This window comes from Stenotrophomonas sp. SAU14A_NAIMI4_8, from assembly GCF_003086695.1.
Classification (GTDB): domain Bacteria; phylum Pseudomonadota; class Gammaproteobacteria; order Xanthomonadales; family Xanthomonadaceae; genus Stenotrophomonas.
Genome location: NZ_CP025999.1, coordinates 2,902,475 through 2,927,341 on the forward strand (window position 1 = coordinate 2,902,475; position 24,867 = coordinate 2,927,341).

At 67.0% G+C, this 24,867-nt stretch carries 29 protein-coding genes and 1 tRNA gene; 11 read left to right on the plus strand and 19 right to left on the minus strand.

From position 1 onward, the window contains the following. The first annotated feature begins 29 nt into the window (after positions 1 to 29). From C1930_RS13390 to dxs, 3 genes are all read left to right on the plus strand, one after another. A complete protein-coding gene (locus C1930_RS13390; protein ID WP_108753666.1) occupies positions 30 to 1,820 on the plus strand; it encodes an acyl-CoA dehydrogenase C-terminal domain-containing protein in 1,791 nt (596 codons plus the stop codon). 284 nt (positions 1,821 to 2,104) lie between these two features. Further along, on the plus strand, positions 2,105 to 2,770 hold the full coding sequence (locus C1930_RS13395) for an HNH endonuclease (protein ID WP_108771950.1): 666 nt from the start codon (positions 2,105 to 2,107) through the stop codon (positions 2,768 to 2,770). A 105-nt stretch (positions 2,771 to 2,875) separates the two neighbouring features. Beyond that, positions 2,876 to 4,783, plus strand: coding sequence for a 1-deoxy-D-xylulose-5-phosphate synthase (gene dxs, locus C1930_RS13400; RefSeq protein ID WP_108756714.1), 1,908 nt, complete (start codon positions 2,876 to 2,878; stop codon positions 4,781 to 4,783). A 110-nt stretch (positions 4,784 to 4,893) separates the two neighbouring features. On the opposite strand, the gene C1930_RS13405 is transcribed toward dxs, so the two are convergent. The 3 genes from C1930_RS13405 to C1930_RS13415 all read right to left on the minus strand — a co-directional run bounded on the left by C1930_RS13405 (position 4,894) and on the right by C1930_RS13415 (position 6,138). Continuing rightward, on the minus strand, positions 4,894 to 5,097 hold the full coding sequence (locus C1930_RS13405; RefSeq protein ID WP_108750183.1) for a hypothetical protein: 204 nt from the start codon (positions 5,095 to 5,097) through the stop codon (positions 4,894 to 4,896). 172 nt (positions 5,098 to 5,269) lie between these two features. Beyond that, complete coding sequence (locus tag C1930_RS13410; protein ID WP_108756715.1) at positions 5,270 to 5,800, minus strand: DUF3011 domain-containing protein; 531 nt, start codon at positions 5,798 to 5,800, stop codon at positions 5,270 to 5,272. A gap of 131 nt (positions 5,801 to 5,931) precedes the next feature. After that, positions 5,932 to 6,138, minus strand: coding sequence for a hypothetical protein (locus C1930_RS13415; protein WP_108756716.1), 207 nt, complete (start codon positions 6,136 to 6,138; stop codon positions 5,932 to 5,934). Positions 6,139 to 6,539: 401 nt separating this feature from the next. Here C1930_RS13415 and C1930_RS13420 point away from each other — a divergent pair, with 401 nt between their 5' ends. The 4 genes from C1930_RS13420 to C1930_RS13435 all read left to right on the plus strand — a co-directional run bounded on the left by C1930_RS13420 (position 6,540) and on the right by C1930_RS13435 (position 8,570). Continuing rightward, positions 6,540 to 6,821, plus strand: a complete 282-nt coding sequence (locus C1930_RS13420; protein ID WP_108756717.1) for a hypothetical protein — start codon at positions 6,540 to 6,542, stop codon at positions 6,819 to 6,821. Between the two features lie 24 nt (positions 6,822 to 6,845). After that, complete coding sequence (locus C1930_RS13425; protein WP_108756718.1) at positions 6,846 to 7,079, plus strand: DUF1653 domain-containing protein; 234 nt, start codon at positions 6,846 to 6,848, stop codon at positions 7,077 to 7,079. Positions 7,080 to 7,154: 75 nt separating this feature from the next. Next, positions 7,155 to 7,910: a transporter gene (locus C1930_RS13430; RefSeq protein WP_108771951.1), complete on the plus strand. Its 756-nt coding sequence runs from the start codon at positions 7,155 to 7,157 to the stop codon at positions 7,908 to 7,910. A gap of 63 nt (positions 7,911 to 7,973) precedes the next feature. Beyond that, positions 7,974 to 8,570 (plus strand): TetR/AcrR family transcriptional regulator, encoded by a 597-nt coding sequence (locus C1930_RS13435; RefSeq protein ID WP_108771952.1) that lies wholly within the window; start codon positions 7,974 to 7,976, stop codon positions 8,568 to 8,570. Here the strand turns inward: C1930_RS13435 and C1930_RS13440 are convergent. Further along, positions 8,567 to 8,740, minus strand: coding sequence for a DUF1328 domain-containing protein (locus C1930_RS13440; protein WP_108750190.1), 174 nt, complete (start codon positions 8,738 to 8,740; stop codon positions 8,567 to 8,569). The genes C1930_RS13435 and C1930_RS13440 overlap by 4 nt on opposite strands. Positions 8,741 to 8,845: 105 nt before the next feature. Beyond that, entirely contained in the window at positions 8,846 to 9,484 is a 639-nt protein-coding gene (locus tag C1930_RS13445; protein ID WP_108756721.1) for a LysE family translocator, read from the minus strand. A 150-nt stretch (positions 9,485 to 9,634) separates the two neighbouring features. Here C1930_RS13445 and C1930_RS13450 point away from each other — a divergent pair, with 150 nt between their 5' ends. Next, positions 9,635 to 10,336 carry an aspartate/glutamate racemase family protein gene (locus tag C1930_RS13450; protein WP_108771953.1) on the plus strand — a complete coding sequence of 234 codons (702 nt, stop codon included), beginning with the start codon at positions 9,635 to 9,637 and terminating at the stop codon, positions 10,334 to 10,336. Between the two features lie 18 nt (positions 10,337 to 10,354). Here the strand turns inward: C1930_RS13450 and C1930_RS13455 are convergent, their stop codons facing one another. From C1930_RS13455 to thrS, 12 genes are all read right to left on the minus strand, one after another. Next, on the minus strand, positions 10,355 to 10,714 hold the full coding sequence (locus tag C1930_RS13455; protein ID WP_199912361.1) for a hypothetical protein: 360 nt from the start codon (positions 10,712 to 10,714) through the stop codon (positions 10,355 to 10,357). A 185-nt stretch (positions 10,715 to 10,899) separates the two neighbouring features. Next, on the minus strand, positions 10,900 to 11,244 hold the full coding sequence (locus C1930_RS13460; protein ID WP_108771954.1) for a phosphotyrosine protein phosphatase: 345 nt from the start codon (positions 11,242 to 11,244) through the stop codon (positions 10,900 to 10,902). After that, positions 11,241 to 11,441 (minus strand): hypothetical protein, encoded by a 201-nt coding sequence (locus C1930_RS13465; protein WP_108756724.1) that lies wholly within the window; start codon positions 11,439 to 11,441, stop codon positions 11,241 to 11,243. The genes C1930_RS13460 and C1930_RS13465 overlap by 4 nt, the downstream gene beginning before the upstream one ends. 120 nt (positions 11,442 to 11,561) lie before the next feature. Further along, positions 11,562 to 11,638 (minus strand) — tRNA-Pro (locus C1930_RS13470). Between the two features lie 68 nt (positions 11,639 to 11,706). After that, the gene (locus tag C1930_RS13475; RefSeq protein WP_005410431.1) at positions 11,707 to 12,063 is read right to left on the minus strand and encodes a MerR family transcriptional regulator; all 357 of its coding nucleotides are present in this window, start codon (positions 12,061 to 12,063) and stop codon (positions 11,707 to 11,709) included. Further along, complete coding sequence (locus C1930_RS13480) at positions 12,044 to 12,343, minus strand: integration host factor subunit alpha (RefSeq protein WP_108750195.1); 300 nt, start codon at positions 12,341 to 12,343, stop codon at positions 12,044 to 12,046. The genes C1930_RS13475 and C1930_RS13480 overlap by 20 nt, the downstream gene beginning before the upstream one ends. Positions 12,344 to 12,370: 27 nt before the next feature. Further along, the gene (gene pheT / locus C1930_RS13485) at positions 12,371 to 14,752 is read right to left on the minus strand and encodes a phenylalanine--tRNA ligase subunit beta (protein ID WP_108772602.1); all 2,382 of its coding nucleotides are present in this window, start codon (positions 14,750 to 14,752) and stop codon (positions 12,371 to 12,373) included. 100 nt (positions 14,753 to 14,852) lie between these two features. Next, a complete protein-coding gene (gene pheS, locus C1930_RS13490) occupies positions 14,853 to 15,848 on the minus strand; it encodes a phenylalanine--tRNA ligase subunit alpha (protein ID WP_108756768.1) in 996 nt (331 codons plus the stop codon). A gap of 196 nt (positions 15,849 to 16,044) precedes the next feature. Continuing rightward, complete coding sequence (gene rplT, locus C1930_RS13495; RefSeq protein WP_005410435.1) at positions 16,045 to 16,404, minus strand: 50S ribosomal protein L20; 360 nt, start codon at positions 16,402 to 16,404, stop codon at positions 16,045 to 16,047. Positions 16,405 to 16,415: 11 nt separating this feature from the next. Next, the gene (gene rpmI / locus C1930_RS13500) at positions 16,416 to 16,613 is read right to left on the minus strand and encodes a 50S ribosomal protein L35 (RefSeq protein ID WP_002811096.1); all 198 of its coding nucleotides are present in this window, start codon (positions 16,611 to 16,613) and stop codon (positions 16,416 to 16,418) included. A 254-nt stretch (positions 16,614 to 16,867) separates the two neighbouring features. After that, positions 16,868 to 17,410: a translation initiation factor IF-3 gene (infC, locus tag C1930_RS13505; protein WP_108750197.1), complete on the minus strand. Its 543-nt coding sequence runs from the start codon at positions 17,408 to 17,410 to the stop codon at positions 16,868 to 16,870. A 48-nt stretch (positions 17,411 to 17,458) separates the two neighbouring features. Beyond that, positions 17,459 to 19,360 (minus strand): threonine--tRNA ligase, encoded by a 1,902-nt coding sequence (thrS, locus tag C1930_RS13510; RefSeq protein ID WP_108750198.1) that lies wholly within the window; start codon positions 19,358 to 19,360, stop codon positions 17,459 to 17,461. 423 nt (positions 19,361 to 19,783) lie between these two features. On the opposite strand from thrS, the gene C1930_RS13515 reads away from it, so the two are divergent. Genes C1930_RS13515 through C1930_RS13525 form a run of 3 tightly spaced genes read left to right on the plus strand, consistent with a single transcriptional unit; the run spans position 19,784 to position 21,916 of the window. Continuing rightward, the gene (locus C1930_RS13515; protein WP_108771955.1) at positions 19,784 to 20,080 is read left to right on the plus strand and encodes a hypothetical protein; all 297 of its coding nucleotides are present in this window, start codon (positions 19,784 to 19,786) and stop codon (positions 20,078 to 20,080) included. After that, positions 20,080 to 20,343, plus strand: coding sequence for a hypothetical protein (locus tag C1930_RS13520; RefSeq protein ID WP_108753679.1), 264 nt, complete (start codon positions 20,080 to 20,082; stop codon positions 20,341 to 20,343). The genes C1930_RS13515 and C1930_RS13520 overlap by 1 nt, the downstream gene beginning before the upstream one ends. Positions 20,344 to 20,353: 10 nt before the next feature. Continuing rightward, positions 20,354 to 21,916 carry a PepSY-associated TM helix domain-containing protein gene (locus C1930_RS13525; RefSeq protein ID WP_108756769.1) on the plus strand — a complete coding sequence of 521 codons (1,563 nt, stop codon included), beginning with the start codon at positions 20,354 to 20,356 and terminating at the stop codon, positions 21,914 to 21,916. A 185-nt stretch (positions 21,917 to 22,101) separates the two neighbouring features. Here the strand turns inward: C1930_RS13525 and C1930_RS13530 are convergent, their stop codons facing one another. After that, positions 22,102 to 22,494, minus strand: a complete 393-nt coding sequence (locus C1930_RS13530; RefSeq protein ID WP_108756770.1) for a VOC family protein — start codon at positions 22,492 to 22,494, stop codon at positions 22,102 to 22,104. 1,022 nt (positions 22,495 to 23,516) lie between these two features. Continuing rightward, positions 23,517 to 24,707: a glycoside hydrolase family 18 protein gene (locus tag C1930_RS13545; protein WP_108771956.1), complete on the minus strand. Its 1,191-nt coding sequence runs from the start codon at positions 24,705 to 24,707 to the stop codon at positions 23,517 to 23,519. Positions 24,708 to 24,867 lie beyond the last annotated feature (160 nt).

Sequence of the window (24,867 nt, forward strand, 5' to 3'; positions counted from 1 at the left end):
CTCCCCGTTCCCTGATCGAGACGTACCCGATGAGCAGCTATACCGCACCGCTTTCCGACCTCCGTTTCGCCCTGCACGACGTGCTCAAGGTGGAACCGCTGTTCGCCCGCCTGGGCTTCACCGACGCCACCGCCGACGTGGTCGATGCCGTGCTGGAAGAAGCCGGCCGTTTCAGTGCCAGCGTGCTGGCGCCGCTGAACAGCGTGGGCGATGAAATCGGCTGCGTGCTCGACCAGGCCAGCGGCGAAGTAACCACCCCGCCCGGCTTCAAGCAGGCATACGACCAGTTCGTGGACGGCGGCTGGACCGGCCTGACCGCATCGCCGGAACTGGGCGGCCAGGGCCTGCCGCACACCCTGGGCGTGCCGCTGAATGAAATGATCAACGCCGCCAACCTGGCCTGGGGCAACTTCCCGCTGCTCTCGCATGGCGCCATCGAAGCGCTGAAGCAGCACGGCGAAGCGTGGCAGCACGACGCCTTCCTGAAGCCGCTGATCGAAGGACGCTGGACCGGCACGATGTGCCTGACCGAACCGCACTGCGGCACCGACCTGGGCCTGCTGAAGACCAAGGCCGAGCCGAACGCCGACGGCAGCTACGCGATCACTGGCACCAAGATCTTCATCACCGCCGGCGAACATGACTTGACCGAAAACATCGTGCATCTGGTGCTGGCCAAGCTGCCCGACGCACCGGCCGGCGCCAAGGGCATCTCGCTGTTCGTCACCCCCAAGTTCAAGGTCGACCGCGACGGCAATGTCGGCGAGCGCAACGCACTGCGCTGCGGCTCGATCGAGCACAAGATGGGCATCAAGGGTTCGGTCACCTGCGTGATGAACTTCGATGGTGCACAGGGCTATCTGGTGGGCCAGCCGCACAAGGGCCTGCAGGCCATGTTCACCATGATGAACACTGCGCGCCTGGGCGTTGGCCTGCAGGGCATCGGCCTGTCCGAGCGCGCCTACCAGAACGCGCTGAAGTACAGCCGCGAGCGCCTGCAGTCGCGCGCCCTGAGCGGGCCGAAATTCCCGGAAAAGGCCGCCGATCCGATCCTGGTACACCCGGACGTGCGGCGCATGCTGCTGACCATCAAGTCGCTGGTGGAAGGCAGCCGCCTGCTGGCCCTGCATGCCGCCACCCTGATCGACGTGGCACACAGCGCCGACGATGCGGCCGAGCGCGAGCGCGCTGACACCCTGGTCAGCTTCCTCACCCCCATCTCGAAGGCCTGCCAGACCGAATGGGGCATCGAGAACACCTACAACGCGCTGCAGTGCTTCGGTGGCCACGGCTACATCCGCGAACACGGCATGGAGCAGCTGGCGCGCGACGCCCGCATCACCACGCTGTATGAGGGCACCACCGGCATCCAGGCGCTGGACCTGATCGGCCGCAAGACCGCCTCCAGCCAGGGCGCCGGCCTGAAGCTGATGCTGGCCGAGATCGAAGCCTTCGCCAAGGAACACGAAGGCAACGAGGCCCTGGCCGAGTTCATCGGCCCGCTGCGCGCCAAGGCCGCCGAATGGGGCAAGCTGACGATGGACGTACTGCAGCGCGCGGCCGGCAACCCGGACGAACTGGGCGCGGCCAGCTACGACTACCTGTTCTATTCCGGATACGTGGTACTGGCCTACTGGTGGGCACGCAGCGTGGCCGCCGCCGATGCCAGCGCACACGGCGCCGCCTTCGCCCAGGGCAAGCGCGAAACCGCACGCTTCTACTTCGCCCGCGTGCTGCCGCGCACCCTCAGCCACGCCGCCGCCATCCAGGCCGGCGCCGCCCCGCTGATGGCCATGGACGACGAACGCTTCGGCGCCTGAGCCCTTGGGGTCAGAGCCCTTTCCCTGCGGGAATGGGCTCCGACCCCGACCGCGCCCCGCGGCGATTGGATCTGGGGTCAGAGCCCTTTCCTGCGGAAAGGGATCCGACCCCGGCCCGGCAGCCCCCGACCCTGTGTCTGGAGAAAAGCCCCCTTTTGTTAAAGGGGGCGCGCCGACAGGCGCGGGGAATAGGTGGAATGCGCGGACCTGAATCATTGCAATTCGGGCATCGCCCAACGGGCGATACCCAAATTGCAATGATTCAGGTATAAGCTGTTTTCCCGATGGAGACAGACACTACACGCTTGGGTCTGATCGATACCGGAGCCTCGTTTTCTGCTCCGGGCGCCGAAGCATCGCCCAACGCAGGCACCCTGCACCGCCCGGGAACGGTCCGGCTGCTGTCCCTGGACGCCCACGGCCGTGTACTGGACTGGATCACCTGGCAGGACGCAGCCTGTCTCTACGCCCGCGACGCCGTGGCCTGGACCCTGGGCGATCCCTGCCTGCATATCCACGGTGGCACCAACCGGCTCAGCGGCACGCAGAGCGGCATGGACCTGCACCCGATCATCGCCGCACGTGGCCACGCCCGTTCGCGCGCCATCGACCCCACGCCGAACCTGACCAACCCGGCCCTGTTCGCCCGCGATGCACACCTGTGCCTGTACTGCGGCCAGCAGTTCAACCGTCCCACGCTTACCCGCGACCACGTCATTCCGCTGTCCAAGGGCGGTCTGGACTGCTGGGAAAACGTAGTCACCGCCTGCTTCCACTGCAATTCGCGCAAGAGCGACCGCACCCCGCAACAGGCCGGCATGCCCTTGCTGGCAGTACCGTACCGGCCCAGCTGGATCGAGCACCTGATCCTGTCCAACCGCAACATCCTGGCCGACCAGATGGCCTTCCTGAAGGCACAGTTGCCCAAGCGTTCCAAGCTCAGCACCTGAACACCGCCACCGGCAGCCGTCACTGTCCTGTCACGGATAGCGGCGTTTGCTTGCCCCACCCCCGATTGAGGGCGAAAATGGCCGTTCAGAACAAGTGCGAACACGATGATCGACTCTGCCCGCTATCCCCGCCTCGCGCGCATCCGCACCCCGGATGACCTGCGCACGTTCGACGAATCCGAGATGCGCGCGGTCGCCGATGAACTGCGCGCCTACCTGATCGAATCGGTGGGCAAGAGCGGTGGCCACTTCGCCGCCGGCCTGGGCGTGATCGAACTCACCGTGGCGCTGCATTACCTGTACAAGACCCCGCACGACCAGCTGGTCTGGGACGTGGGCCACCAGACCTACCCGCACAAGATCCTCACCGGCCGCCGCGACGAGATCCACACCGTCAAGCAGAAGGACGGCGTCGCGCCGTTCCCCAAGCGCGAGGAAAGCGAGTACGACACCTTCGGGGTCGGCCATTCGTCCACCTCCATTTCTGCGGCGCTGGGCATGGCCATCGCGCGCCAGGCCGCCGGCGATGAACGCCAGGTGGTGGCGGTGATCGGCGATGGCGCCATGACCGCCGGCATGGCCTTCGAAGCGCTGATGCACGCCGGTGGCATGGACCCCGAACCGAACCTGCTGGTGATCCTCAACGACAACAACATGTCGATTTCCGAGGCTGTCGGCGGGCTGACCAAGATGCTCGGCCGCGCCACCGGCAGCCGCACGCTGAACGCACTGCGCGAAGGCGGCAAGAAGATCCTGGGCGACAAGAAGAACAATCCCGCGCGCTTCGTCAAGCGCTGGGAAGAACACTGGAAGGGCATGTTCGTGCCCTCCACGATGTTCGAGGAAATGGGCTTCCACTACACCGGCCCGATCGACGGCCACGACATGCCGGCCCTGCTGTCCACGCTGAAGACGCTGCGCGCCTCCAAGGGGCCGAAGCTGCTGCACGTGATGACCACCAAGGGCAAGGGCTACGAGCCCGCCGAAGGCGACCAGATCGGCTATCACGCCGTGGGGCCGTTCGATCCGGACAAGGGCCTGGTGGCCAAGGCCGGCGCCAAGAAGCCGACCTACACCGATGTGTTCAGCGACTGGCTGTGCGATGCCGCCGCCGCCGAACCGCGCCTGTACGGCATCACCCCGGCCATGCGCGAGGGCTCGGGCCTGGTGCGCTTCAGCAAGGAATACCCGCAGCGCTACTTCGACGTGGCCATCGCCGAGCAGCACGCGGTCACCCTGGCCGCCGGCATGGCCACCCAGGGCGGCAAGCCGGTCGTGGCGATCTATTCCACGTTCCTGCAGCGCGCCTACGACCAGCTGGTGCACGACGTGGCCATCCAGGACCTGGACGTGCTGTTCGCCATCGACCGCGCCGGCGTGGTCGGCCCGGACGGTGCCACCCATGCCGGCAACCTGGACCTGAGCTTCCTGCGCTGCGTGCCGAACATGGTGGTGATGGCACCGTCTGACGAGGCCGAATGCCGGCAGATGCTCAGCACCGGCCTGCAGCACCCGGGCCCGGCCGCGGTGCGCTACCCGCGTGGCAGCGGCACCGGCGTTGCCGCCGGCACCGATCTGTCCACCTTGCCGATCGGCAAGGGCGAGCTGCGCGTGCAGGGCAGCCGCATCGCGCTGCTCGCCTTCGGCAGCACGGTTCCGGCCGCCGAGCAGGTGGGCCGCGAACTGGGCCTGAGCGTGGTCAACATGCGCTTCATCAAGCCGCTGGACCGCGAGCTGGTGCTGGCCATGGCCGCCCAGCACGACGGCCTGGTGACGATTGAGGACAACGTGGTGGCCGGCGGCGCCGGCTCGGCCGTGGGCGAGCTGCTGAATGCAGAAGACGTGCTGCGCCCGATCCTGCACCTGGGCCTGCCCGATGCCTTCCAGCACCATGCCAGCCGCGAAGACCTGCTGGCCGAGGCCGGGATCGACGCGGCCGGCATTCGCGCGGCGGTGCTCAAGCGCTGGCCGCAGTTGGCCAATGGCGCGGCGCCGTTGAGCGCGGCCAGCTGAGTAGATCCACGCCATGCGTGGATAAGGGGTAGGATTCCTTTCCGCAGGAAAGGGCTCTGACCCCAACCTCGACGCCCCGGTAGACCCACGCCATGCGTGGATGGCCGCCCTCAGCCGTAGCTGATCGCCTCGACAAATGCGCCGCTGGCTTCCACGCGCACGGCGGCGCGCTGGCCGGTGTCGGTGAAATGCAGGCGGGCCAGGGTTTCGGCGAAATCAAAGGCGCGTACGCCATCACGGAACCCGATCGGTTCGGGCCTGTCCGGGTGCAGCACGCGCCACTGGCGCTGCTCGCATTGCAGTCGGATCAACATGCGTTGCTCACTCCTTGGAACAGCGTATGAAACCGCGACGGAGGCGGGCCCTTCCTGGGCCGGGCAGCGACGCGGGCCGGGGCGTCCATGACGCCCCGGTTGCCGACAATACGATGAAAAAACTGTGATCGCTATCAGATTTTTCTGATTCGCTCGCGATCCGGCACGCGCGTCAGTTCACCTGGAACTGCGCCCGGCAGCCATCGCTCACCCAGACCCCGCGACGGTCCCAGCCCCAGCTGCGGCCTTCAATGCAGGCGCTGCGCGATTCCTGCCGCACCAGGCGCACGCCGCGGCGCACCCGCGCATCGCAGTACTGCTGGCGATGATCGTTGGAATGGCAGGCAATCACCTGGCCGCCGCCGTTACCACCGCCCCAGCCATGGCCGCCGCCCCATCCACCGCGGGATTCACCGACGAACTCGGCACGGCAGCCGCGGGTCACCCACACGCCCGACCGCGACTGGCCCCAGGTATCACCTTCCACGCAGGGCGAGCCGGACAGCTGGCGGATCAAGCGCGCCCGCCCGTCCAGACGGCATTCGTTGCTGCGGCCCTTCACCGACTCGCAGCGCACGATGCCACTGCTGCCGCGATCGTCGTAACGCTCGTCGTAGCCATAGCGCTGGGCCTGCGCCGTGCCGGCCAGCGCCAGCAGGGGCAGCAGAGCGCCCAGCGTCCAACCACGCAGTTCCTTGCCCATCCACCTTTCTCCACCTGAATACGATGGAGCCAAGCATCGGGGATTCGGCCCGGCGCGCACAGAGGGGGAAACGGCAGCGGTTCCTGATGCGTTCAAACAACCGAACGCGACCTGACCGCCCGCTGGCCCGCTCAGTGCCCGAAGCGCAGGGCGTCGACCGCGCTGCCCAGCGCGGCCACCCGCACCGTGCTGCTCTGGCCGGTCCGGTGGTGGTGCTCGCTGGCGTGGGCGGCGGCCGTGTCGAAGGCGACTGCGCCGCTGTCGAAGGCCTGCACTTCCTGCGAGCGGGGATCGATGAACGACCAGCGCTGGGCGTGGCATTGGACGGTGATGACCATCTCGAGCTCCTGCAGTTGGAAAATCCAGGTCGGGGAACCCCGACCGGTGCTATGGGGGATACGGTAGCCAGCGGTTCCGGGGACGCCTATCAGATTTGTCCGAAAAATCCGTACGCAAAGCGCGGGATGGCGGCCCCGTCACATCCCTGAGGACGTTTAGTGAAGAAAATTCGTGACCCTTGTCACGAAGTCGCAGTCGTTTCACACTATCCTCACCAACGGGGGCCCCTTCCACATGCGCACCTTGCTTTCCACCCAGCGTTCCACGCTGCTGAAGTTCTATTTCGTTGCCTGCTACGTCGTGCTGATTGAAGAACTGCTGCGCGCTTCGTTGACATAAGCGCTTGCCGATTGGCTTGAAAGCGCCTGAAAATGACGCTTTCAAGCCTAGGGCCATCACCATGCGTCTCGCCTTGCTGATCCCAGCGCTGTGCGCGCTGCTGGTGGCCTGTGCGCCGCCATCGACCACCCCGGCCGAAAACACCGCCGCGCCGCCGGCACCCGCGCGGGTAGGTGGCGATCGCGACGAGCACGGCTGCATCGGCTCGGCCGGCTACCAGTGGTGCGCGCGCAGCCAGCGCTGCGAACGCCCGTGGGAACTGGCCCAGGCACAGGGTCTGGCCAACACGGCCGAGGCCATCGATGCCTGGTGTGCCGCGCCGCCGCGCCCGGCCCGCCCCTGACAGCAGCCCCCCACGAGATTCCCGATGACCGAATTGTCCCCCCTGCCCGCCTTGGCCCCGGGCCGCTACCGCCACTTCAAGGGCGGCCTGTACCAGGTCGTGGATATCGTGCGCAGCAGCGAAACCCTGGAACCGATGGTGCTGTACCGCGCGCTGTACGGCGAAGGCGGACTGTGGGTGCGGCCCTACCCGATGTTCGTCGAGCAGGTGCCCGGCGCCGACGGCCCGCAGCCGCGCTTCGCCCGCATCGGCGACTGATCGCCGCGACCTCACGCGCTGCGCACGGGCGCGCCGCGCATGCTGCAGGCGACTTCCTGCCGGATCGCCCTGCCCATGCGCCGCCTCCTGATTCCGTGCCTGTGGCTGCTGGCCATGCCGGCCCTGGCCGACGAACTGCCGGCCTTTGATCGTCCCGGCCTGGGCTTCGGCACCGATACGGTGCCGCGCGGCGCGCTGGCAGTGGAAGTCGGCCTGCCCACCTGGCAACGCGACCGCGACCGCGACGGCGTGCGCACCCGCTCGCTGGCGGGCGACGTACTGTTGCGCACCGGGCTTTCAGAGCACCTGGAACTGCAGGTGTCGACCACCCCATGGCAGCGCCAGAGCGTACGCAGCGCAGACCTGCCGGCGCAGCGCCAGCACGGCAGCGGCGATACCCAGCTTGCCGTGAAGTGGGCCGGCCCAGGCAGCACCGAGCGCACCGCGTGGGCGCTGCTGGCCAGTGCCGTGGTGGCACGTGGCGATGCCGATTTCAGCGATGGACGCCAGTATGCGCTCGCGCTCAGCGTGGAACAGGCGCTGGGCGAACGCTGGAGCGCGGCGCTGTATGCCAGCCACCAGCGTGGCGACGGCGAGCGCAGCACCACCTGGTCACCCAGCCTGTCGCAGGCGGCCACTGACCGCCTGAGTCTGTTTGTCGAAGCCGGCCTGACCCACAGCCGCGGCGCACCGGACCAGCGCGTGGCCGGTGCGGGGATCACCTGGATGCTGCGCCCGCGCGTGCAGCTGGACGCCTCCTTCGACGCCGGCCTGGATGCCGACAGCCCGGATCTGCAGGTGGGCACCGGTCTGGCGGTCTACTTCGACTGACCCGCACGGCGGTGCGGCGATGCCGCGCGGTATCATGCATACCGTCCAGTCGGTTTCTTCCGTATGTCCGCCCCTTCTCCCCGTATCCGCCGCAACGCGCCGGACAGCGTGCGCCAGGCGCTGCTGCTGTGCACCGCCCGCCTGATCGCCCAGCACGGCTTGGCTGCGCTGACCGTGCAGGACGTGGCCGATGCCGCCGGTGTCAGCAAGGGCGCGCTGTTCCACCACTTCGCCAACAAGCAGGCCTTGATCGACGCTGCCCTGGCCGCACTCACCGACGACTTCGAAGTGCACGTACGTTTCCTGCTCGAGCAGGATGACATCGCCTATGGCCGCTTCAGCCGCGCCTATGTGCGCGCCTGCTTCGATCACCTGCTGCAGCAGGAACAGGCCAACGATATCGGCCTGAGCCTGGCCCATCTGCTTGAACCGGCCCTGCTGGCGCACTGGCGTGCGTGGATGCGGCGCCTGTTGGCCGAATTCCCCGCCGAGGCGTGCGACGCACGTCTGTACGCCGCACGTTGCGTGGCCGATGGCTACTGGGCCACGGCTTACGGGCAACCGCTCGGCGAGGAAGAGCGCCGCAGTGCCCTGGCCATGGCGCAGGAAGCACTGAAGCTGTGCCGCTCGCCGTCGGAGACCCTGTCGGCGGCAGCCTAGGCGACCTTCTTGGCCACCTTCATGCCCAGCACGAACAGGATCACGGCGATGATGATGCCGGCCCAGAACAGGAACTTGGCGATCCCCACGGCCGCACCGGCGATGCCGCCGAAGCCCAGCACGCCGGCAATCAGGCCGATGATGGCGAAAATGATGGCCCACTTGATCATGTCAAACCTTTCCCCTGCGGGGCGTTCATTGGTGTGATCAGGCTAGGCAAACGCCGATGCCAGGTACGTGAACAGGCCGCACCTGCAGCGTGAAATCGCCGCGGCTCAGCGCGGCCGGAAGCGCAGCAGGGCCACGGCGAACGCCAGGAACACGGTGCCCACCAGGCGTTCGAACCAGCGCTGCGCGAACGGCCTGGCCAGCCAGCGGCGCAGGCCATGGCCACCGGCGGCGTACATCACATACCAGAACAGTTCGCAGCCAGCGAAGGTGGCCACCAGCACCGCGTACTGCATGCCCTGCGCACGTGCCGGATCGATGAACTGCGGCAGGAATGCTGCGGCGAACAGCAGCAGCTTGGGATTGCTCAGGCCCACCAGCAGGCCGCCGCGGAACACCGCCGCGTGGCCGTGCACCAGCGCCGGCAGCGGCGCGTCGCCAGTGCTTTCGGCACTCACCTGCAGGCTGTCACGCCAGGCCTTGATGCCCAGCCAGGCCAGGTAGGCCACGCCCAGGTAACGCAGTACGTCGAACACCAGCGGCGATGAGCGCAGTACCGCACTCAGGCCTGCTGCCGACGCGGCCAGCACCAGCAGCATGGCCAACAGGCAACCGGCCATGGCCGGCACGCTGCGGCGGAAGCCCAGCCCGACACTGCGGCCGAGGATGTGCAGCATGTTCGGACCGGGTGTGCCACACAGCACGAATACGGTGGCCAGGAACCACCACCAGGTTTGCAGTGCCATTGCTGTTCTCGACGCGGGAAGCCCACCAGCTTAAGGGTTGGCGCCGCGCGGCAGTACGTACAGCCCGGGGCGTGATCGACGGTTACAGAAGGCAGCCGGCAGGCGAGGGCCGGTCTGTGCTGCAATGCGGCTTCCAGCACGGAGACACGCATGAAGACCTTGGGCCTGATTGGCGGCATGAGCTGGGAAAGCTCGGCGCAGTACTACCGCCTCATCAACGAGGATGTCCGCCAGCGGCTGGGCGGCGCGCACTCGGCGCAGCTGCTGCTGTGGTCGGTGGATTTTGCCCGCATCAAACAGCTGCAGCACGACGGCGACTGGGACGCGCTGGGCGCGGAGATGATCGACGCCGCCCGCCGGCTGCAGGCAGGTGGGGCCGACCTGCTGGTGGTCTGCACCAACACCATGCACAAGCTGGCCCCACAACTGGAAGCGGCCTGCCCGCTGCCGCTGCTGCATATCGCCGATCCGACCGCCAACGCCATCCTACGCGCCGACCTGCGCACGGTCGGCCTGCTCGGCACCGCCTTCACCATGGAAGAAGACTTCTACCGCAAGCGGCTGAGCGAGCGCTTCGGGTTGCAGGTGCTGGTGCCGGACGCCGACGACCGCCGCGACGTGCACGACATCATCTACCGCGAGCTGATTGCCGGCGTGGTGAGTGAAGCCTCGCGGCAGCGCTATGTGGAGGTGATCGCACGCCTGGTGGCGCGCGGCGCCGAAGCCATCATCCTGGGATGCACCGAGATCATGCTGCTGGTACGGGAACAGGACAGCCCGGTACCGCTGTTCGATACCACCACCCTGCACGCCCGTGCCGCGGTGGACGCCGCGCTGGCCGACGCTTTGTAGCGTCGAGCGAGCTCGACGCTACGGCGCCTGGATTTCCAGCGCCGTTTCCAGCCACTCCATCACGGCGGGCGAATCGCACAGGAAGAACAGCGCATCGCCGCTGCGCGCTTCGGTCAACAACCGGTACACGCTGATGGCCACGCCGGACTGGCTGGCAATGAACACTTCGCCACTGCGCGGGCCCTCCACCTGCCGTGACAGGTGCTGCAGGGCCCGGCGCGCGGCCACGGTGTCGGCTGGCTCTGCCTCGCGGCTCAGCTCGACGCCGCGCAGGCCCCAGGACACGAACACGCGTTTGCCCTTGAACGTGGTGTCCAGGACCTGCACGCCGGCCGTGCCTTCGCCGGCCGAGCGATGAATGACGATACTGCTGATCAACGCAACCCCCTGTGGTCGTCGTGGTCCGCACACCGCCTGCACGCCACTACGCCGCAACCCGGGGCTGGAAGCTCCAGCCCGCTGGCGCGGCGAAGAACGCGAAGGAATACCGATGCGATCGGATGTGCGGATGATGATACGGGAAGTACCCGAGCGTATGGGTCTGCACGCTGAACGGCAGGCGGTTACGCGCGTTGGCCTGTCCGCTCGGCCAGGCACGCGCCCACGCGCGTTTCCAGCAGCGCCATCAATGCCGGCTCCATGCAGGCGTAATCGTCAGGAATGTCCAGGCAGTGCAGCGGCGTGTGCAGCAGCAGACGCGCGAACTGCGCGTGCAGGCGATGCTGGTGCTTGGCTTCCATCACGAAGATCACATCGGCCCAGCGCAGATCCTGCACGCTGATGGGCCGCGGTGCATGCGGACTGGTGCCGGCCGAGCGCGCGTTGAAGCCCGGCCGCCGTCGCCAGATGGCTTCGGCGGTGGGGCTGCGCAACTGGTTGCGGCTGCAGACGAAGAGCAGGTTGATCATGGCTGCTCCAGCTGCTGGCGCACGCTCTGGATGGGATAGACGAAGCCCAGTTGCCGTGCACGCGCAAGCTTTGCGCTGCGCAGGTACATCAGCTTCCAGTTCTTTTCGGGCTTGATCAGCGCCACGCGCGTTGCGCGATCGCCGCCATGCAGGCGCGCCGTGGCACGACGCCAGGCGCGGTTTCGGGGGTGGTACATGCAGTGTTCTCGTAAGGACCGGGGTCAGCAGCCGCGGTGATACGAGTGGCGCGCAGCATACACCGGCGCAACAAAAAAGCCCACGCTGTGATGCGCGGGCTTTTCGGTTCATTGCAGTAATGGTCGGGACGGCCGGATTCGAACCGACGACCCTCTGCCCCCCAGGCAGATGCGCTACCAGGCTGCGCTACGCCCCGACTGATGCTGCAATGTGCCCGCCTGTGTGGCGGGCCGTGAAGTATAGCGGATTACTTGGAAAAAAGGTTCAGCGTCGCAGCAGTTGCAGCACTTCTTCCAGTTCCATCCGCACCTGCTTGATGATCTGGTTGCTCAGCGCCGATTCCTCGCGCGCATCCGGACCGTCCAGGCGCAGGCGCGCGCCGCCGATGGTGTAACCCTGTTCGTACAGCAGGCTGCGGATCTGCCGCACCATCAGCACGTCGTGGCGCTGGTAGTAGCGGCGGTTGCCACGGCGCTTGGCCGGCTCAAGGCTGGGAAATTCGGTTTCCCAGTAGCGCAGCACGTGCGGCTTGACGTCGCACAGCTCGCTTACTTCACCAATGGTGAAGTAGCGCTTGGCCGGGATCGGCGGAAGTTCGCGGTTACTGCCCGGATCCAGCATAAGCTTCCACCCTCTCCTTGAGCTTCTGGCCCGGACGGAAGGTGACCACCGTACGGGCGGAAATGGGAATTTCCTCGCCGGTCTTGGGGTTGCGACCCGGGCGCTGGCTCTTGCGCCGCAGATCGAAATTACCGAAGCCCGACAGCTTCACCTGACGTCCCTGTTCCAATGCTTCACGCAGCACATCGAAAAACGCGTCGACGAATTCCTTGGCTTCCCGCTTGTTCAGACCGACTTCGTCGAACAACTTTTCCGCCATCTCCGCCTTGGTCAATGCCATTGCCTGCTACCCCCGAGTGCTGCCCGCTCAGCCGCGGATCCGGGCGTGATGTTCACGCTCGATGGCAGTGACCGCCTCGGCCACCACCGCTTCCACGTCGCGGTCCGTCAGAGTGCGCGACTTGTCCTGCAAAATCAAGCCCATAGCGAGACTCTTGAACCCCGGCTCGACCCCCTGCCCGACGTAACGGTCGAACAGGTTCAGCTCGCGCAGCAGCGGCCCGGCGGCCTGGCGGATGGTGGCAGCCAGGTCGCTCCAGGCCACCTGTTCAGGCACCAGGAACGCCAGGTCGCGGCGCACCGCCGGGAACCGCGACAGCTCGCCGGCCCGCGGCAGTGCACGGGCACTGAGCGGCTCCAGGTCCAGCTCGAACGCATAGACATCCACTTCGATGTCCATGGCCTTGGCCAGGCGCGGGTGGATCTGGCCGATCCAGCCGATCGCCACGCCGTCGCGATGGATCTCGGCCGAACGGGCCGGATGGCCGAACGGGCGCTGTGACGGACGGAATTCGAGCACCGCGCCGCTGGCGGCCGCCAGCGATTCCAGGTCGCCCTTCAGATCATGGAAGTCGACCTTGCGGGTCGGCAGGCCCCACTGCACGGCCTGCGCATCGCCACACACGGCGGCGGCCACGCGCGGGGTTTCCAGCGGGGCCGGCTGGCCTTCGCCGTCCTGCTGGGCGAACACCCGACCCACTTCGAACAGGCGCACGCGCGCCAGCTGACGGGCGGCATTGCGGCCCAGGGTGGCGACCAGGCCCGGCAGCAGCGCCGGGCGCATCACCGCCAGCTCGGCCGACAGCGGGTTGGCCAGCGGCACCAGGCTCTCGCGCAGCTGCCACTGGGTCAGCAGGGCATCGTCGACGAAGGCGAAATTCAGGGTTTCCTGCAGGTCGCGGGCGATCAGCTGGCGGCGCACGCTCAGCACGTCCAGCTGGGTCTCGGTCGGCATGGCCACGCGTGCAGCACCGCCCGGCAGGGTGGTCGGAATCTGCTCGTAACCGTGGATACGGGCCAGTTCCTCGATCAGGTCTTCTTCGATGGCGATGTCGAAGCGGCGGCTCGGCGCGGTCACCTGCCAGCCTTCGCCGGCCGCGGTCACGCCCATGCCCAGCGCGCGCAGGATGCGCTCGACTTCGGCGTCTTCAATGGTGATGCCCAGCACGCGGGTGATGCGTGCGCGGCGCAGGGTGATCGTTGCCGCCTGCGGCAGGTCCGCCTGGTTGACTGCCTCGGTGACCGGTGCCGGGGTACCGCCGGCCAGATCCAGCACCAGACGGGTGGCGTACTCGATGGCGGTGCGCGGCAGTGCCGGGTCCACGCCACGTTCGAAACGGTGACCGGCATCGGTGTGCAGGCCCAGCTTGCGGCCGCGGCCCATGATGGCGGCCGGGGCGAAGTGCGCGGCCTCCAGGAACACCGCGGTGGTGTCGTCGGTCACGCGGGTGTCGAAGCCGCCCATCAGGCCGGCCAGGCCGACCGCGCGGTCAGCATCGGTCACCACCAGGAAGCTGTCGTCCAGCACCGCATCGCGGCCATCGAGCAGCTTGATCGTTTCATTGGCGCGCGAACGGCGCACGCCGATGCTGCCCTGCAGGGTGCCCAGGTCGTAGGCATGCATCGGCTGGCCCAGTTCCAGCATCACGTACTGGGTGATGTCGACCAGCAGCGACACCGGGCGCACGCCACTGCGGCGCAGGCGCTCGGCCATCCACAGCGGGGTCTTGGCGGCGGCATTCACGCCTTCGATCACGCGGCCCAGGTAGCGCGGCGCTTCAGCGCCGGCAGCAAGGGTGATGGCGAGTTCGCGGCTGCCAACCGGGGCAATCGCCTCGGCGGCGAACGCCAGCACTTCGCTGCGGGTGGCGGCGGCCACGTCGTAGGCGATGCCGCGCACGCTGAAGCAGTCGGCGCGGTTGGGGGTCAGCTTGATCTCGATGCTGGCGTCCGGCAGGCCCAGGTACTCGACCAGGGTCTGGCCGACCGGCGCGTCATCGGGCAGTTCCAGCAGGCCCGAGGCATCGTTGTCCAGGCCCAGTTCCTTGGCCGAGCACAGCATGCCGTTGGATTCCACGCCGCGCAGCTTGGCCGGCTTGATCTTCAGGTCACCGATCTGCGCGCCGACCATCGCCAGCGGCGCAACCAGGCCCGGGCGCGCGTTGGGCGCACCGCAGACGATCTGCAGCAGCTCGCCCTGCCCCGCATCGACCTTGCACACCTGCAGGCGATCGGCTTCGGGATGGCGCACGGCCTCGACGATGCGTGCCACGACCACGTGCTGCAGATCGTTGCCGAGCGCGGTCACCTCTTCCACTTCCAGACCGATGGCGGTCAGCACCGCGCTCAGTTCATCGCGCGAGGCGGAGGTCGGGACGTGGCTGCGCAGCCAGTTTTCGGAGAATTTCATGGTGTCACCCTGGTGGGCCCGGCGCATGCGCCTGGGCCTGCGAATTTAGGAGCAGTCGATTCAGGAAAAGTCGAGCAAGCTCGACTCTACGGGCCGGCGCTTACGCGAACTGTTTCAGGAACCGCACGTCGTTTTCGAAGAACGCGCGCAGATCGTTCACGCCATAGCGCAGCATCGCAAAGCGCTCCACGCCCAGACCGAAGGCGAAGCCGGTGTAGCGTTCCGGATCGATGCCCACGTTGCGCAGCACGTTCGGGTGCACCATGCCGCAGCCCAGCACTTCCAGCCAGCGGGTGCTACCGTCGGGCTGCTGCCAGGCAATATCCACTTCCGCGCCCGGTTCCACGAACGGGAAGTAGCTGGGGCGGAAACGCATTTCGAAATCGCGCTCGAAGAACGCGCGCACGAACTCGGCCAGCGTGCCCTTCAGGTCGGCGAAGTTCGAATGCTCGTCCACCAGCAGGCCTTCCACCTGGTGGAACATCGGCGAATGGGTCTGGTCGCTGTCGCTGCGGTACACCTTGCCGGCGGCGATCATGCGCAGCGGCGGCTGGTGCTGGCCCATGTAACGCACCTGCACACCGGAGGTATGCGTGCGCAGCAGGCGGCCATCACCGAAGTAGAAGGTGTCGTGCATGGCGCGCGCCGGATGGTGCGGCGGGAAGTTCAGCGCTTCGAAGTTGTGCCAGTCGTCCTCGATTTCCGGCCCTTCGGACAGCTCGTAGCCCAGCCGGCCGAAAATGCCGGTGATGCGCTCCAGGGTGCGGGTGATCGGGTGCAGGCCGGCACGGTCGCCGTTGCGGCCCGGCAGGGTGATGTCGATGGCTTCGGCGGCCAGGCGCGCATCCAGTGCGGCGTTCTCCAGCACGGCCTTGCGCTCGCCCAGCGCGCTGGACAGCGCGTCACGGGCCTGGTTGATGGCTTCACCGGCGGCCTTGCGCTCTTCGGCCGGCAGGGTGCCCAGCTGCTTCAGCTGCGCAGTGATGCTGCCACTCTTGCCGAGCAGGGCCACGCGCAGCTGTTCCAGCACGTCGGGGCTCTGTGCGGCGGCCACGTCGGCCAGCGCCTGGGTGGTGAGGGATTGGATGTCGCTCATGGGGGGCCGGAACTCCAGTCGGTCTGCCATCGCGATGCGCGAAGGGCCGACCCCTGTCGCCACCGCCGGTCCCCGCAACGCGCGCCTGCGGCATTGCCGGAACCCAAAAAAGAATGGGGAAGGACTTGCGCCCTTCCCCATGCATTGCCTCTACCTGACACCGTTCACCGTGAACGGAAACGGCATCGGGAAGGACTTATGCCGCCAGTGCGCCCTTGGCCTTTTCGGCCAGCGCAGCAAAACCGGCTGCGTCGTGCACGGCGATATCAGCCAGGACCTTGCGGTCCAGGGTGATGCCGGCCTTCAGCAGGCCGTTCATGAAGCGGCTGTAGCTCAGGCCGTTGATGCGGGCAGCCGCATTGATACGGGTGATCCACAGCGAACGGAAGTTGCGCTTCTTCTGCTTACGGCCGATGTAGGCGTACTGCTGTGCCTTGATGACGGCCTGCTTGGCAACGCGGAAGACCTTGCGACGGGCGTTGTAATAGCCCTTGGCCAGATCCAGAATTTTCTTGTGGCGGCGACGCGCCTGTACGCCACGCTTAACTCGTGCCATTTTTCAGTTCCTCAGAGGTAAGGGAGCATACGATCCAGACGGCCGGCGTCTTCTGCACGGACGTGGTTCGTCTGACGCAGGTTACGCTTACGCTTGGTCGCTTTCTTCGTGAGGATGTGGCTACGGTTGGCGTGGCCGCACTTGTACTTGCCCGAGGCGGTCTTGCGGAAACGCTTGGCCGCTGCCCGGTTGGTCTTGATCTTGGGCATTGCAATGTCCTTGATGGGGGTGACCCTGGTTTCTGACTGATCTGGCGGTGGCCATTGCCACTCTTTCCGTCCTGCCATGATCGGCGTACGACCCGTCCTGGGTGGGTCGAGCCGGGCATGATACAGGCAAATCCGCCCCGCCACCAGCCCTTTCAACCGTTTCCGTACCTTGCGGCAAAAGCAAAGGGGCGCCCGCGGCGCCCCTTTACCCTGAACCGTTCAGCCAGGCGCCCCGAAGGGCGGCCTGCCAGGCCTCAGGTCTTCTTCTTCGGCGCGATCATCATCACCATCTGGCGCCCTTCCAGACGCGGACGGCTTTCGATGACGATGTCCTCGCCCAGATCGGCCTCGATGCGGTTGGCCATTTCACGACCCAGTTCCTGGTGGCTCATTTCACGGCCACGGAAACGGATGTTGACCTTGATCTTGTCACCGTCTTCAAGGAAACCACGCATCTTGCGCAGCTTGATCTGGTAGTCGCCCTCGTCCGTGACCGGACGGAACTTCACTTCCTTGATCTCGACCTGCTTGGTCTTCTTCTTGGCCTCGCTGGCCTTCTTCTGCGCTTCGAACTTGAACTTGCCGAAGTCCATGATCTTGCAGACCGGCGGATCGGCCTGCGGCTGGATTTCGACCAGGTCCAGGCCTTCATCTTCGGCCATGGACAGCGCTTCGTCGCGCGACAACACGCCGATCATTTCTCCGTCACTGCCGATCACGCGGACGCGCGGCACACGGATTTCCTGATTCCTGCGGTTCTGTTTGTTGTCAGGGGTGCTGATATTACGTTCTCCCAAGGGTATCGAACCGGCCCGGGTGCCTATGCCCCCGGACCGGACCTTTGCTTACGCGCCCTCGGCCTGCAGCCGCTCGATGAAGGCCTGCAGACTCATGCTGCCCAGGTCTTCGCCAGAACGCGTACGCACCGCCACAGCCCCATTTTCCTTCTCGCGGTCACCGATGACCAGCAGGTAAGGCACGCGCTGCAACGTATGCTCGCGGATTTTATAGCCGATCTTCTCGTTACGCAAATCCGAGCTGACGCGGAAGCCTTGCTCCGCAAGGGTTTGGGTCACGCCCGTGACGTATTCAGCTTGGGCATCGGTGATATTGGCCACCACTACCTGGGTCGGCGCCAGCCAGGCCGGGAACTGGCCGGCGTGGTGCTCGATCAGGATGCCCAGGAAGCGCTCCATCGAACCGACGATGGCCCGGTGCAGCATGACCGGGTGCTTCTTCTGGCTGTTCTCGTCCACGTACTCGGCACCCAGGCGGCCGGGCATCATGAAATCGACCTGCATGGTGCCCAGCTGCCAGGTGCGGCCGATGGCGTCCTTCAGGTGGTACTCGATCTTCGGGCCGTAGAAGGCACCCTCGCCCGGCAGCTCCTGCCATTCCACGCCACAGCTGGACAGCGCCGAGCGCAGCGCGCCTTCGGCCTTGTCCCAGGTGGCGTCGTCGCCCAGGCGCGATTCCGGACGCAGCGCGATCTTGATCTGGATCTCGTCGAAGCCGAAGTGCTGGTACACCGCCAGCGCCTGCTGGTGGAACGCGGTCACTTCCGATTCGATCTGGCTTTCGGTGCAGAACACATGGCCGTCGTCCTGGGTGAAACCACGCACGCGCAGGATGCCGTGCAGCGCGCCGGACGGCTCGTTGCGGTGGCAGGAACCGAATTCACCGTAGCGGATCGGCAGGTCGCGGTAGCTGTGCAGGCCCTGGTTGAACACCTGCACGTGGCCCGGGCAGTTCATCGGCTTGACCGCGTAGGTGCGCTTCTCCGATTCGGTGAAGAACATGTTGTCCTGGTAGTTGTCCCAGTGGCCGGACTTCTTCCACAGGCTCACGTCCAGGATCTGCGGGCAGCGCACTTCGCCGTAGCCGCTGCTGCGGTAGACCTTGCGCATGTACTGCTCGACCACCTGCCACAGTGCCCAGCCCTTGGGGTGCCAGAACACCAGGCCCGGCGCTTCTTCCTGCAGGTGGAACAGGTCCTGCTGCTTGCCGATGCGGCGGTGGTCGCGCATTTCGGCTTCTTCGATGCGCTTGATGTAGGCCTCGAGCTGCTTCTTGTCGGCCCAGGCAGTGCCGTAGATGCGCTGCAGCTGTTCGTTCTGCGCATCGCCGCGCCAGTACGCGCCGGAAATGCGGGTCAGCTTGAAGGCCTTCAGGAAGCGCGTGTTCGGCACGTGCGGGCCGCGGCACATGTCCACGTATTCCTGGTGGTAGTACATGCCCATGGCCTGGATGTCGTCGGACATATCCTCGATCAGGCGCAGCTTGTAGTCCTCGCCACGCGCCTTGAAGATCTCGATCACTTCCGCGCGCGGGGTCATCTTCTTGATGACGTCGTAATCCTGGGCGATCAGCTCACCCATGCGCTTTTCGATGGCGGCCATGTCTTCCGGCGTGAACGGGCGCTCGGAATAGATGTCGTAGTAGAAACCTTCGGCAATGACCGGGCCGATCACCATCTTCACGTCCGGGTACAGCTGCTTGACCGCGTGGCCGACCAGATGGGCGCAGGAGTGGCGGATGATTTCCACGCCCTCCTCGTCCTTGGCGGTGATGATGCGCAGGCTGGCGTCCTTGGCGATCACGTCGCTGGCATCGACCAGCACGCCATCGACCGAACCGGCGATGGTGGCCTTGGCCAGGCCGGCGCCAATCGACTGGGCGACGTCCATGACGCTGACGGGGTTTTCGAATTCGCGGCGGCTGCCGTCGGGAAGGGTGATGTTGATCATCGATAGGGCTTCGTGCGGGGCCCGCGCTGCGGGCTGGAATGCAGTCCCGGGCGGACGCCCGGGCAATAAAAAAGCGCCACGAGGGCGCCTGGAACAGGGCCTTCGGGGGCAGATCAGCGATGGGCGGTGGTAGTGCTCATGTCGCACGCTCGGCCGGCGCATGGGCGCGGGCCACCTTGTTCCAGAGGGTCAGGCACTGATCTTAAACCAGCGCACGACAAAGCCCAAGCGCCTGCGCGCTGGACTGAATGGGACCTGCTGGCGGGGTGAAATAGCAATGATTACCATGTGCGGTCGGCGCAGCCGATGCCCGCCCGCCCCGCTTGCCCAGGACCCCGTGATGCGCCACCCGCCTCGACCGGCCGTCGCCGGCCCCGCCAGTGTCCCGCAGCTGTCGGTCCCGCGCCAGCACGGGAGCCGCCGATGATCACCGTGGCTCTGTCCAGCCTGGGCTTCTGCAGCCTGGGCCTGCTGGCGTCGATGTTCTCTGCCGTGGCCTTCTACGCCGCCTCGCCGCACTGCCGCTGGCCGCGCCTGCGCCGCGCCGGGCGACTGGGCCGGCAGATCGGCCTGGTGGCGGCCGCTGCCGCGCTGTGGCTGTGGATGGCCGAACTGGGCTTCGCCACCGGACTGGTGGTAATGCTGTGCGCGTGGATTCTGACCGCCCTGCTGCTGCCGGCGCTGGCCGCCTGGCACCGGCCCGGCGTGGAGCCGCGCTGATGTGGATGCGCGCCTTCGCTGGACTGCTGGCCGGATTCCTGCTGGCCGCCGCGGCCACCGGCCTGTTGACCTGGCTGCCGCCCGGGCCGTGGACCAGTGCGCTGGTTCCAGGCCTGATCGCCTTCGTGCCCCTGTGGATGCTGGCGGCGTTGTGGGCCTTCAGCTTCCGCTCGCCCACCCGCGCCTGGCTGGTCCTGTCGGCGTGCGCCGCCGCCGGCTTCCTTGCCCTGTGGCTGCTGCGCCTGACCGGCGCGGTGCAGTGAGACTTCCCGCATGAAATTCAGTTCGCAGACCCTGCGCACCTTCACCACGCTGCATACCTGGGTCGGCCTGGTGGCCGGCTTCGGCCTGTTCGTGGCCTTCTACGCTGGCGCACTGACCCTGTTCCACCACGATCTGCCGCTGTGGCAGACACCGGGCGCCGCCTCGGCCCTGCCGGCCGGGCTGGACGATGCGCAGTACCTGCTCGATGACGTGCTGGCCCAGCACGCCGAGGCCCGACGCCATGTCGGCATGACCTTCCCCGGTGACGACCACCCGCGGCCGCTGGCCTATTGGCAGGCCGGCGATGGCAGCTGGCGCTATGCCTGGCCGGGCCACACCGGCGGCAGCGCCACGCCGCCACAGACCGGCCTGGCCGAGCTGGTGAACGAGCTGCATTACAGCCTGGGCCTGCCGGTGGCCGGCCTGTACGTGATGGGCATCGTCAGCCTGCTGTACGGCATGGCCCTGCTCAGCGGCCTGGTCATCCACCTGCCCAAGCTGCTGGGCGATCTGTTCGCGCTGCGGCCGGGCCGCAACCTGAAGCAGATGTGGCAGGACGCGCACAACGTGATCGGCGTGCTCAGCCTGCCCTTCCATCTGATGTTCGCGGTGACCGGCGCCCTGCTGTGCCTGGTGTTCATCCAGATTGCGCTGCTCAATCCGCTGATCTACGACGGCAAGGCGCTGCAGGCGGTGCCTGCGGCCATGGATACGGCGCCGGTGCGCGAGGCCAGCGGCGTGCCGGCCGCGCCGGGCAGCCTGCGCCTGCTGCATGCGCGCGCCGTGGAAGCGGCACGCGCACAGGGCGTGACCGATTTCGAACCGGCGTACCTGAAGCTGGCCAACGGTGGCGACAGCCGGGCCACTATCGAGATCACCGGCGAATCCAGCGGCACCCTGGGCCCGCTGGGTTCGGTCGCGCTGGACGTGGCCAGCGGCGAGGTCCTGGCCACCCAGTTGCCGGGGCGTCGCGATGCCAACCACGCCACGCTGAGCGCGGCCTATGCCCTGCACTTCGGCGAATTCGGCAACGGCGTGGTGGTCTGGCTGTACTTCCTGCTGGGGCTGGGCGGCGCGTTCCTGTTCTATTCGGGCAACCTGCTGTGGATCGAATCGCGGCGCAAGCGGCGCCAGGTCGAGCAGCCGCGTTCGGGGGTGAACATGGCGCGGGCGACGGTGGGCGTGTGCATCGGCCTGTGCGTGGCAATCTCGGTCGCCTTCATCACCGCGCTGGTGCTGGAACGGGTGGCCCCGGCCAGCGTGGACCACGGTATCCGCTGGGCCTGCTTCGGCACCTGGGCGGCGTGCGCACTGTGGGCGGCACTGCGTCGCCCGGCACAGGCCGCGCGCGAACTGCTGTGGGCCGCGGCGATCAGCACCGCGCTGGTACCGGTGGCGCATGGCGCGCTCAACGGCGATTGGCTGTGGCTGGCCGCCGGGCGCGGTCACTGGCCGCTGTTCTGGATCGACGTGGTGGCCCTGGCCATGGCCGCCGGCTTTGCGCGGCTGGCAGTGGCCAGCCAACGCCGCGCCCGCAGCGGCGACCCCAACAGCGTCTGGGCGAATGGATGAAACCGTCGGGCATGGCCCGGCGCGCCACGCCTCGCCCCGGTGGCGTCGAGCTTGCTCGACTGCTGTTGCATTCGATACACATCGCGCCAAGAGCAGTCGAGCAAGCTCGACTCTACAAAGGCGGGTTTGTGGCCCACACGCATTACACGGCATATCGGGTCCGGGGCGCGGCCCGGCGCTACCGGTCATCCGGCGTCGGGATAACGACTGACTTCGATCAGGTTGCCGTCCGGATCGCGGAAGTACACCGACTCGATCGGCCCCAGCGCGCCGGTCCGTGCAACCGGCCCCTCCTCCACGACAACGGCCTGTGACTGCAGATGGGCCAGTACATCGGCCGTTGCCACGCGCGTGACCAGGCACAGGTCGGCACTGCCCGGCATGGGTTGTGCGGCATGTGGCTGCAGTGGCGCACTGGCAGGGTGGAGATTGATCTTCTGCTGGCCGAACTGCAGCGCCGTGCGGCCGGCACCGAAGCGCACGACGTCCATGCCCAGCACGCGCTGGTAGAAATCGCAGCTGTGCTCGATATCGGCAACGGTAATGACCAGATGGTCGAGGCGGTCGATGGTGATCATGCCCGCAGCTTAGCGCGACGGCCGCAGGTCCGATGTGCGCGGTTGGGCCGCTGGCCTTGCGCCATTCTGCCGGGCATGGCCCGGCGCGCTACGGCTCGCCCCGGTAGAGTCGAGCTTGCTCGACTGCTGTTGCATTCGATACACATCGCGCCAAGAGCAGTCGAGCAAGCTCGACTCTACAAAGGCGCGTTCGTGGCCCAGAAGCATCAGACGGCACGCCGGGTCCGAGGGCGCGTCCATTCGCTGCCGGGGCGGCTCAATCGCCGACGCGGGCCTTCTGCCACGGCGATGCCCCGGTAGAGTCGAGCTTGCTCGACTGCTGTTGCATTCGATACACATCGCGCCAAGAGCAGTCGAGCAAGCTCGACTTTACAAAGGCGCGTTCGTGGCCCAGAAGCATCAGACGGCACGCCGGGTCCGAGAGCGCGATCACCACAAGCGCCGGCTCAATCGCCGACGCGGGCCTTCTGCCACGGCGATGCCCCGGTAGAGTCGAGCTTGCTCGACTGCTGTTGCATTCGATACACATCGCGCCAAGAGCAGTCGAGCAAGCTCGACTCTACAAAGGCGCGTTCGTGGCCCAGAAGCATCAGACGGCACGCCGGGTCCGAGGGCGCGTCCATTCGCTGCCGGGGCGGCTCAATCGCCGACGCGGGCCTTCTGCCACGGCGATGCCCCGGTAGAGTCGAGCTTGCTCGACTGCTGTTGCATTCGATACACATCGCGCCAAGAGCAGTCGAGCAAGCTCGACTTTACAAAGGCGCGTTCGTGGCCCAGAAGCATCAGACGGCACGCCGGGTCCGAGAGCGCGATCACCACAAGCGCCGGCTCAATCGCCGACGCGGGCCTTCTGCCACGGCGATGCCCCGGTAGAGTCGAGCTTGCTCGACTGCTGTTGCATTCGATACACATCGCGCCAAGAGCAGTCGAGCAAGCTCGACTCTACAAAGGCGCGTTCGTGGCCCAGAAGCATCAGACGGCACGCCGGGTCCGAGGGCGCGTCCATTCGCTGCCGGGGCGGCTCAATCGCCGACGCGGGCCTTCTGCCACGGCGCCAGCATGGCATTGAGCAGGCTGGCCTGTTCGTCGTCGCCGGTCAGCTCCCACATGAACACGCCGGCCAGGCCCTGCGCACGCGCGAACTGCGCGCGCAGGCCGATCGAACGCGGGTCTTCGTAGCTGATGAACACCTTCTGTTCGGCGTTGTACAACCAGGGGCTCTGTGCCTGCGGCTGCCAGTGCTTCGCCCACCCGGGCTGGTCCAGATAACGCGCCTTGATCACCCGCCAGTCGCCGGCATCGGCCGGTGCGCTATAGGTCTGGTACAGGCCGTCGGCGGCATCGCCGGTGACCTTGAAGCCGCGACCATAGAACGGCACGCCCAGCACCAGCTTGTGCGCCGGCACGCCGTGTTCGCGGTAGTACTGCACCGCGCCGGCCACGTTGTTCCAGCGCCGCAGTTCCGGTGCCAGCGGGTCGGCCGGCACTTCATGCAACGGCGCATTGAAGGTGGACACCGCCGAGAAGCCCGTGCCCATGTCATAGCTCATCAGGTTGATGAAATCGAACACCGCGGCCAACGCCGGCAGGTCATAGCTCGCCGCCGGGTCGTAGGGCCCATCGGTCTGCAGGCGACCGGCGGCCAGCGCCGCGGTCAGCAGCATCGGCTGCCCTGCCTTGCGGCCGCGCGCATCCAGCGCCACGCGGAAGGCCTGCGCCAGCAGGGTCAGATTGGCGCGATCCTGCGGGCGATGGGCCAGCTCCTTCGGTCCACCGCTGACCGGGAATTCCCAGTCGATGTCCACGCCATCGAAGCTGCCTGCATGGCGTTCGAAGAACAGCGCCATGCATGAATCGACCAGGCGCTTGCGGCTGGCCGCGGTCAGCGCCGCGTCGGAGAACCCGCCCGCGCCCCAGCCGCCGATCGAGATCAGCGTGCGCAGGTGCGGATGGGCTTTCTTCAGCTCGGCCAGTGCGGCGAAGTTCTGCGGCGCTTCCGCGCCGACCGTGCAGCGCCCGTCCTCGATGGTGGAGAACGCGTAGAACAGGTGGGTCAGGCGCTCGGCCGGAATGCGCGACACCGGGTAGCGCTCGGCCGAGCCACCGGGATAGTACGCGCCGAGAACAGGCGGCTGTGCGGGCGCGGCCCATGCAACCGTGGGCAGTGCGCCGGCAATCAGCACGGCAAGGACGGCGACGGACTGGCGGAACATGGAATCTCCCGGATCAATGACGCAGCCACGTTAGCAAACGCTTGGCACTGCAGCGCGGATGTCCGGTGATGTCGTCCGCTGGACATGCGCGGGTTGCCGCGAGCAGCCAGAGGCGGGGCCGGCCCGCGCAGAAAACCGGTCACTGCAGGACAGCATGCGA

Bases quoted from the DNA above. Each gene is read 5' to 3' on its own strand.
- C1930_RS13390 (WP_108753666.1), top strand. From the start codon at position 30: ATGAGCAGCTATACCGCACCGCTTTCCGACCTCCGTTTCGCCCTGCAC.
- C1930_RS13395 (WP_108771950.1), top strand. From the start codon at position 2,105: ATGGAGACAGACACTACACGCTTGGGTCTGATCGATACCGGAGCCTCG.
- dxs (WP_108756714.1), top strand. From the start codon at position 2,876: ATGATCGACTCTGCCCGCTATCCCCGCCTCGCGCGCATCCGCACCCCG.
- C1930_RS13405 (WP_108750183.1), bottom strand. From the start codon at position 5,097: ATGTTGATCCGACTGCAATGCGAGCAGCGCCAGTGGCGCGTGCTGCAC.
- C1930_RS13410 (WP_108756715.1), bottom strand. From the start codon at position 5,800: ATGGGCAAGGAACTGCGTGGTTGGACGCTGGGCGCTCTGCTGCCCCTG.
- C1930_RS13415 (WP_108756716.1), bottom strand. From the start codon at position 6,138: ATGGTCATCACCGTCCAATGCCACGCCCAGCGCTGGTCGTTCATCGAT.
- C1930_RS13420 (WP_108756717.1), top strand. From the start codon at position 6,540: ATGCGTCTCGCCTTGCTGATCCCAGCGCTGTGCGCGCTGCTGGTGGCC.
- C1930_RS13425 (WP_108756718.1), top strand. From the start codon at position 6,846: ATGACCGAATTGTCCCCCCTGCCCGCCTTGGCCCCGGGCCGCTACCGC.
- C1930_RS13430 (WP_108771951.1), top strand. From the start codon at position 7,155: ATGCGCCGCCTCCTGATTCCGTGCCTGTGGCTGCTGGCCATGCCGGCC.
- C1930_RS13435 (WP_108771952.1), top strand. From the start codon at position 7,974: ATGTCCGCCCCTTCTCCCCGTATCCGCCGCAACGCGCCGGACAGCGTG.
- C1930_RS13440 (WP_108750190.1), bottom strand. From the start codon at position 8,740: ATGATCAAGTGGGCCATCATTTTCGCCATCATCGGCCTGATTGCCGGC.
- C1930_RS13445 (WP_108756721.1), bottom strand. From the start codon at position 9,484: ATGGCACTGCAAACCTGGTGGTGGTTCCTGGCCACCGTATTCGTGCTG.
- C1930_RS13450 (WP_108771953.1), top strand. From the start codon at position 9,635: ATGAAGACCTTGGGCCTGATTGGCGGCATGAGCTGGGAAAGCTCGGCG.
- C1930_RS13460 (WP_108771954.1), bottom strand. From the start codon at position 11,244: ATGATCAACCTGCTCTTCGTCTGCAGCCGCAACCAGTTGCGCAGCCCC.
- C1930_RS13465 (WP_108756724.1), bottom strand. From the start codon at position 11,441: ATGTACCACCCCCGAAACCGCGCCTGGCGTCGTGCCACGGCGCGCCTG.
- C1930_RS13475 (WP_005410431.1), bottom strand. From the start codon at position 12,063: ATGCTGGATCCGGGCAGTAACCGCGAACTTCCGCCGATCCCGGCCAAG.
- C1930_RS13480 (WP_108750195.1), bottom strand. From the start codon at position 12,343: ATGGCATTGACCAAGGCGGAGATGGCGGAAAAGTTGTTCGACGAAGTC.
- pheT (WP_108772602.1), bottom strand. From the start codon at position 14,752: ATGAAATTCTCCGAAAACTGGCTGCGCAGCCACGTCCCGACCTCCGCC.
- pheS (WP_108756768.1), bottom strand. From the start codon at position 15,848: ATGAGCGACATCCAATCCCTCACCACCCAGGCGCTGGCCGACGTGGCC.
- rplT (WP_005410435.1), bottom strand. From the start codon at position 16,404: ATGGCACGAGTTAAGCGTGGCGTACAGGCGCGTCGCCGCCACAAGAAA.
- rpmI (WP_002811096.1), bottom strand. From the start codon at position 16,613: ATGCCCAAGATCAAGACCAACCGGGCAGCGGCCAAGCGTTTCCGCAAG.
- thrS (WP_108750198.1), bottom strand. From the start codon at position 19,360: ATGATCAACATCACCCTTCCCGACGGCAGCCGCCGCGAATTCGAAAAC.
- C1930_RS13515 (WP_108771955.1), top strand. From the start codon at position 19,784: ATGATCACCGTGGCTCTGTCCAGCCTGGGCTTCTGCAGCCTGGGCCTG.
- C1930_RS13520 (WP_108753679.1), top strand. From the start codon at position 20,080: ATGTGGATGCGCGCCTTCGCTGGACTGCTGGCCGGATTCCTGCTGGCC.
- C1930_RS13525 (WP_108756769.1), top strand. From the start codon at position 20,354: ATGAAATTCAGTTCGCAGACCCTGCGCACCTTCACCACGCTGCATACC.
- C1930_RS13530 (WP_108756770.1), bottom strand. From the start codon at position 22,494: ATGATCACCATCGACCGCCTCGACCATCTGGTCATTACCGTTGCCGAT.
- C1930_RS13545 (WP_108771956.1), bottom strand. From the start codon at position 24,707: ATGTTCCGCCAGTCCGTCGCCGTCCTTGCCGTGCTGATTGCCGGCGCA.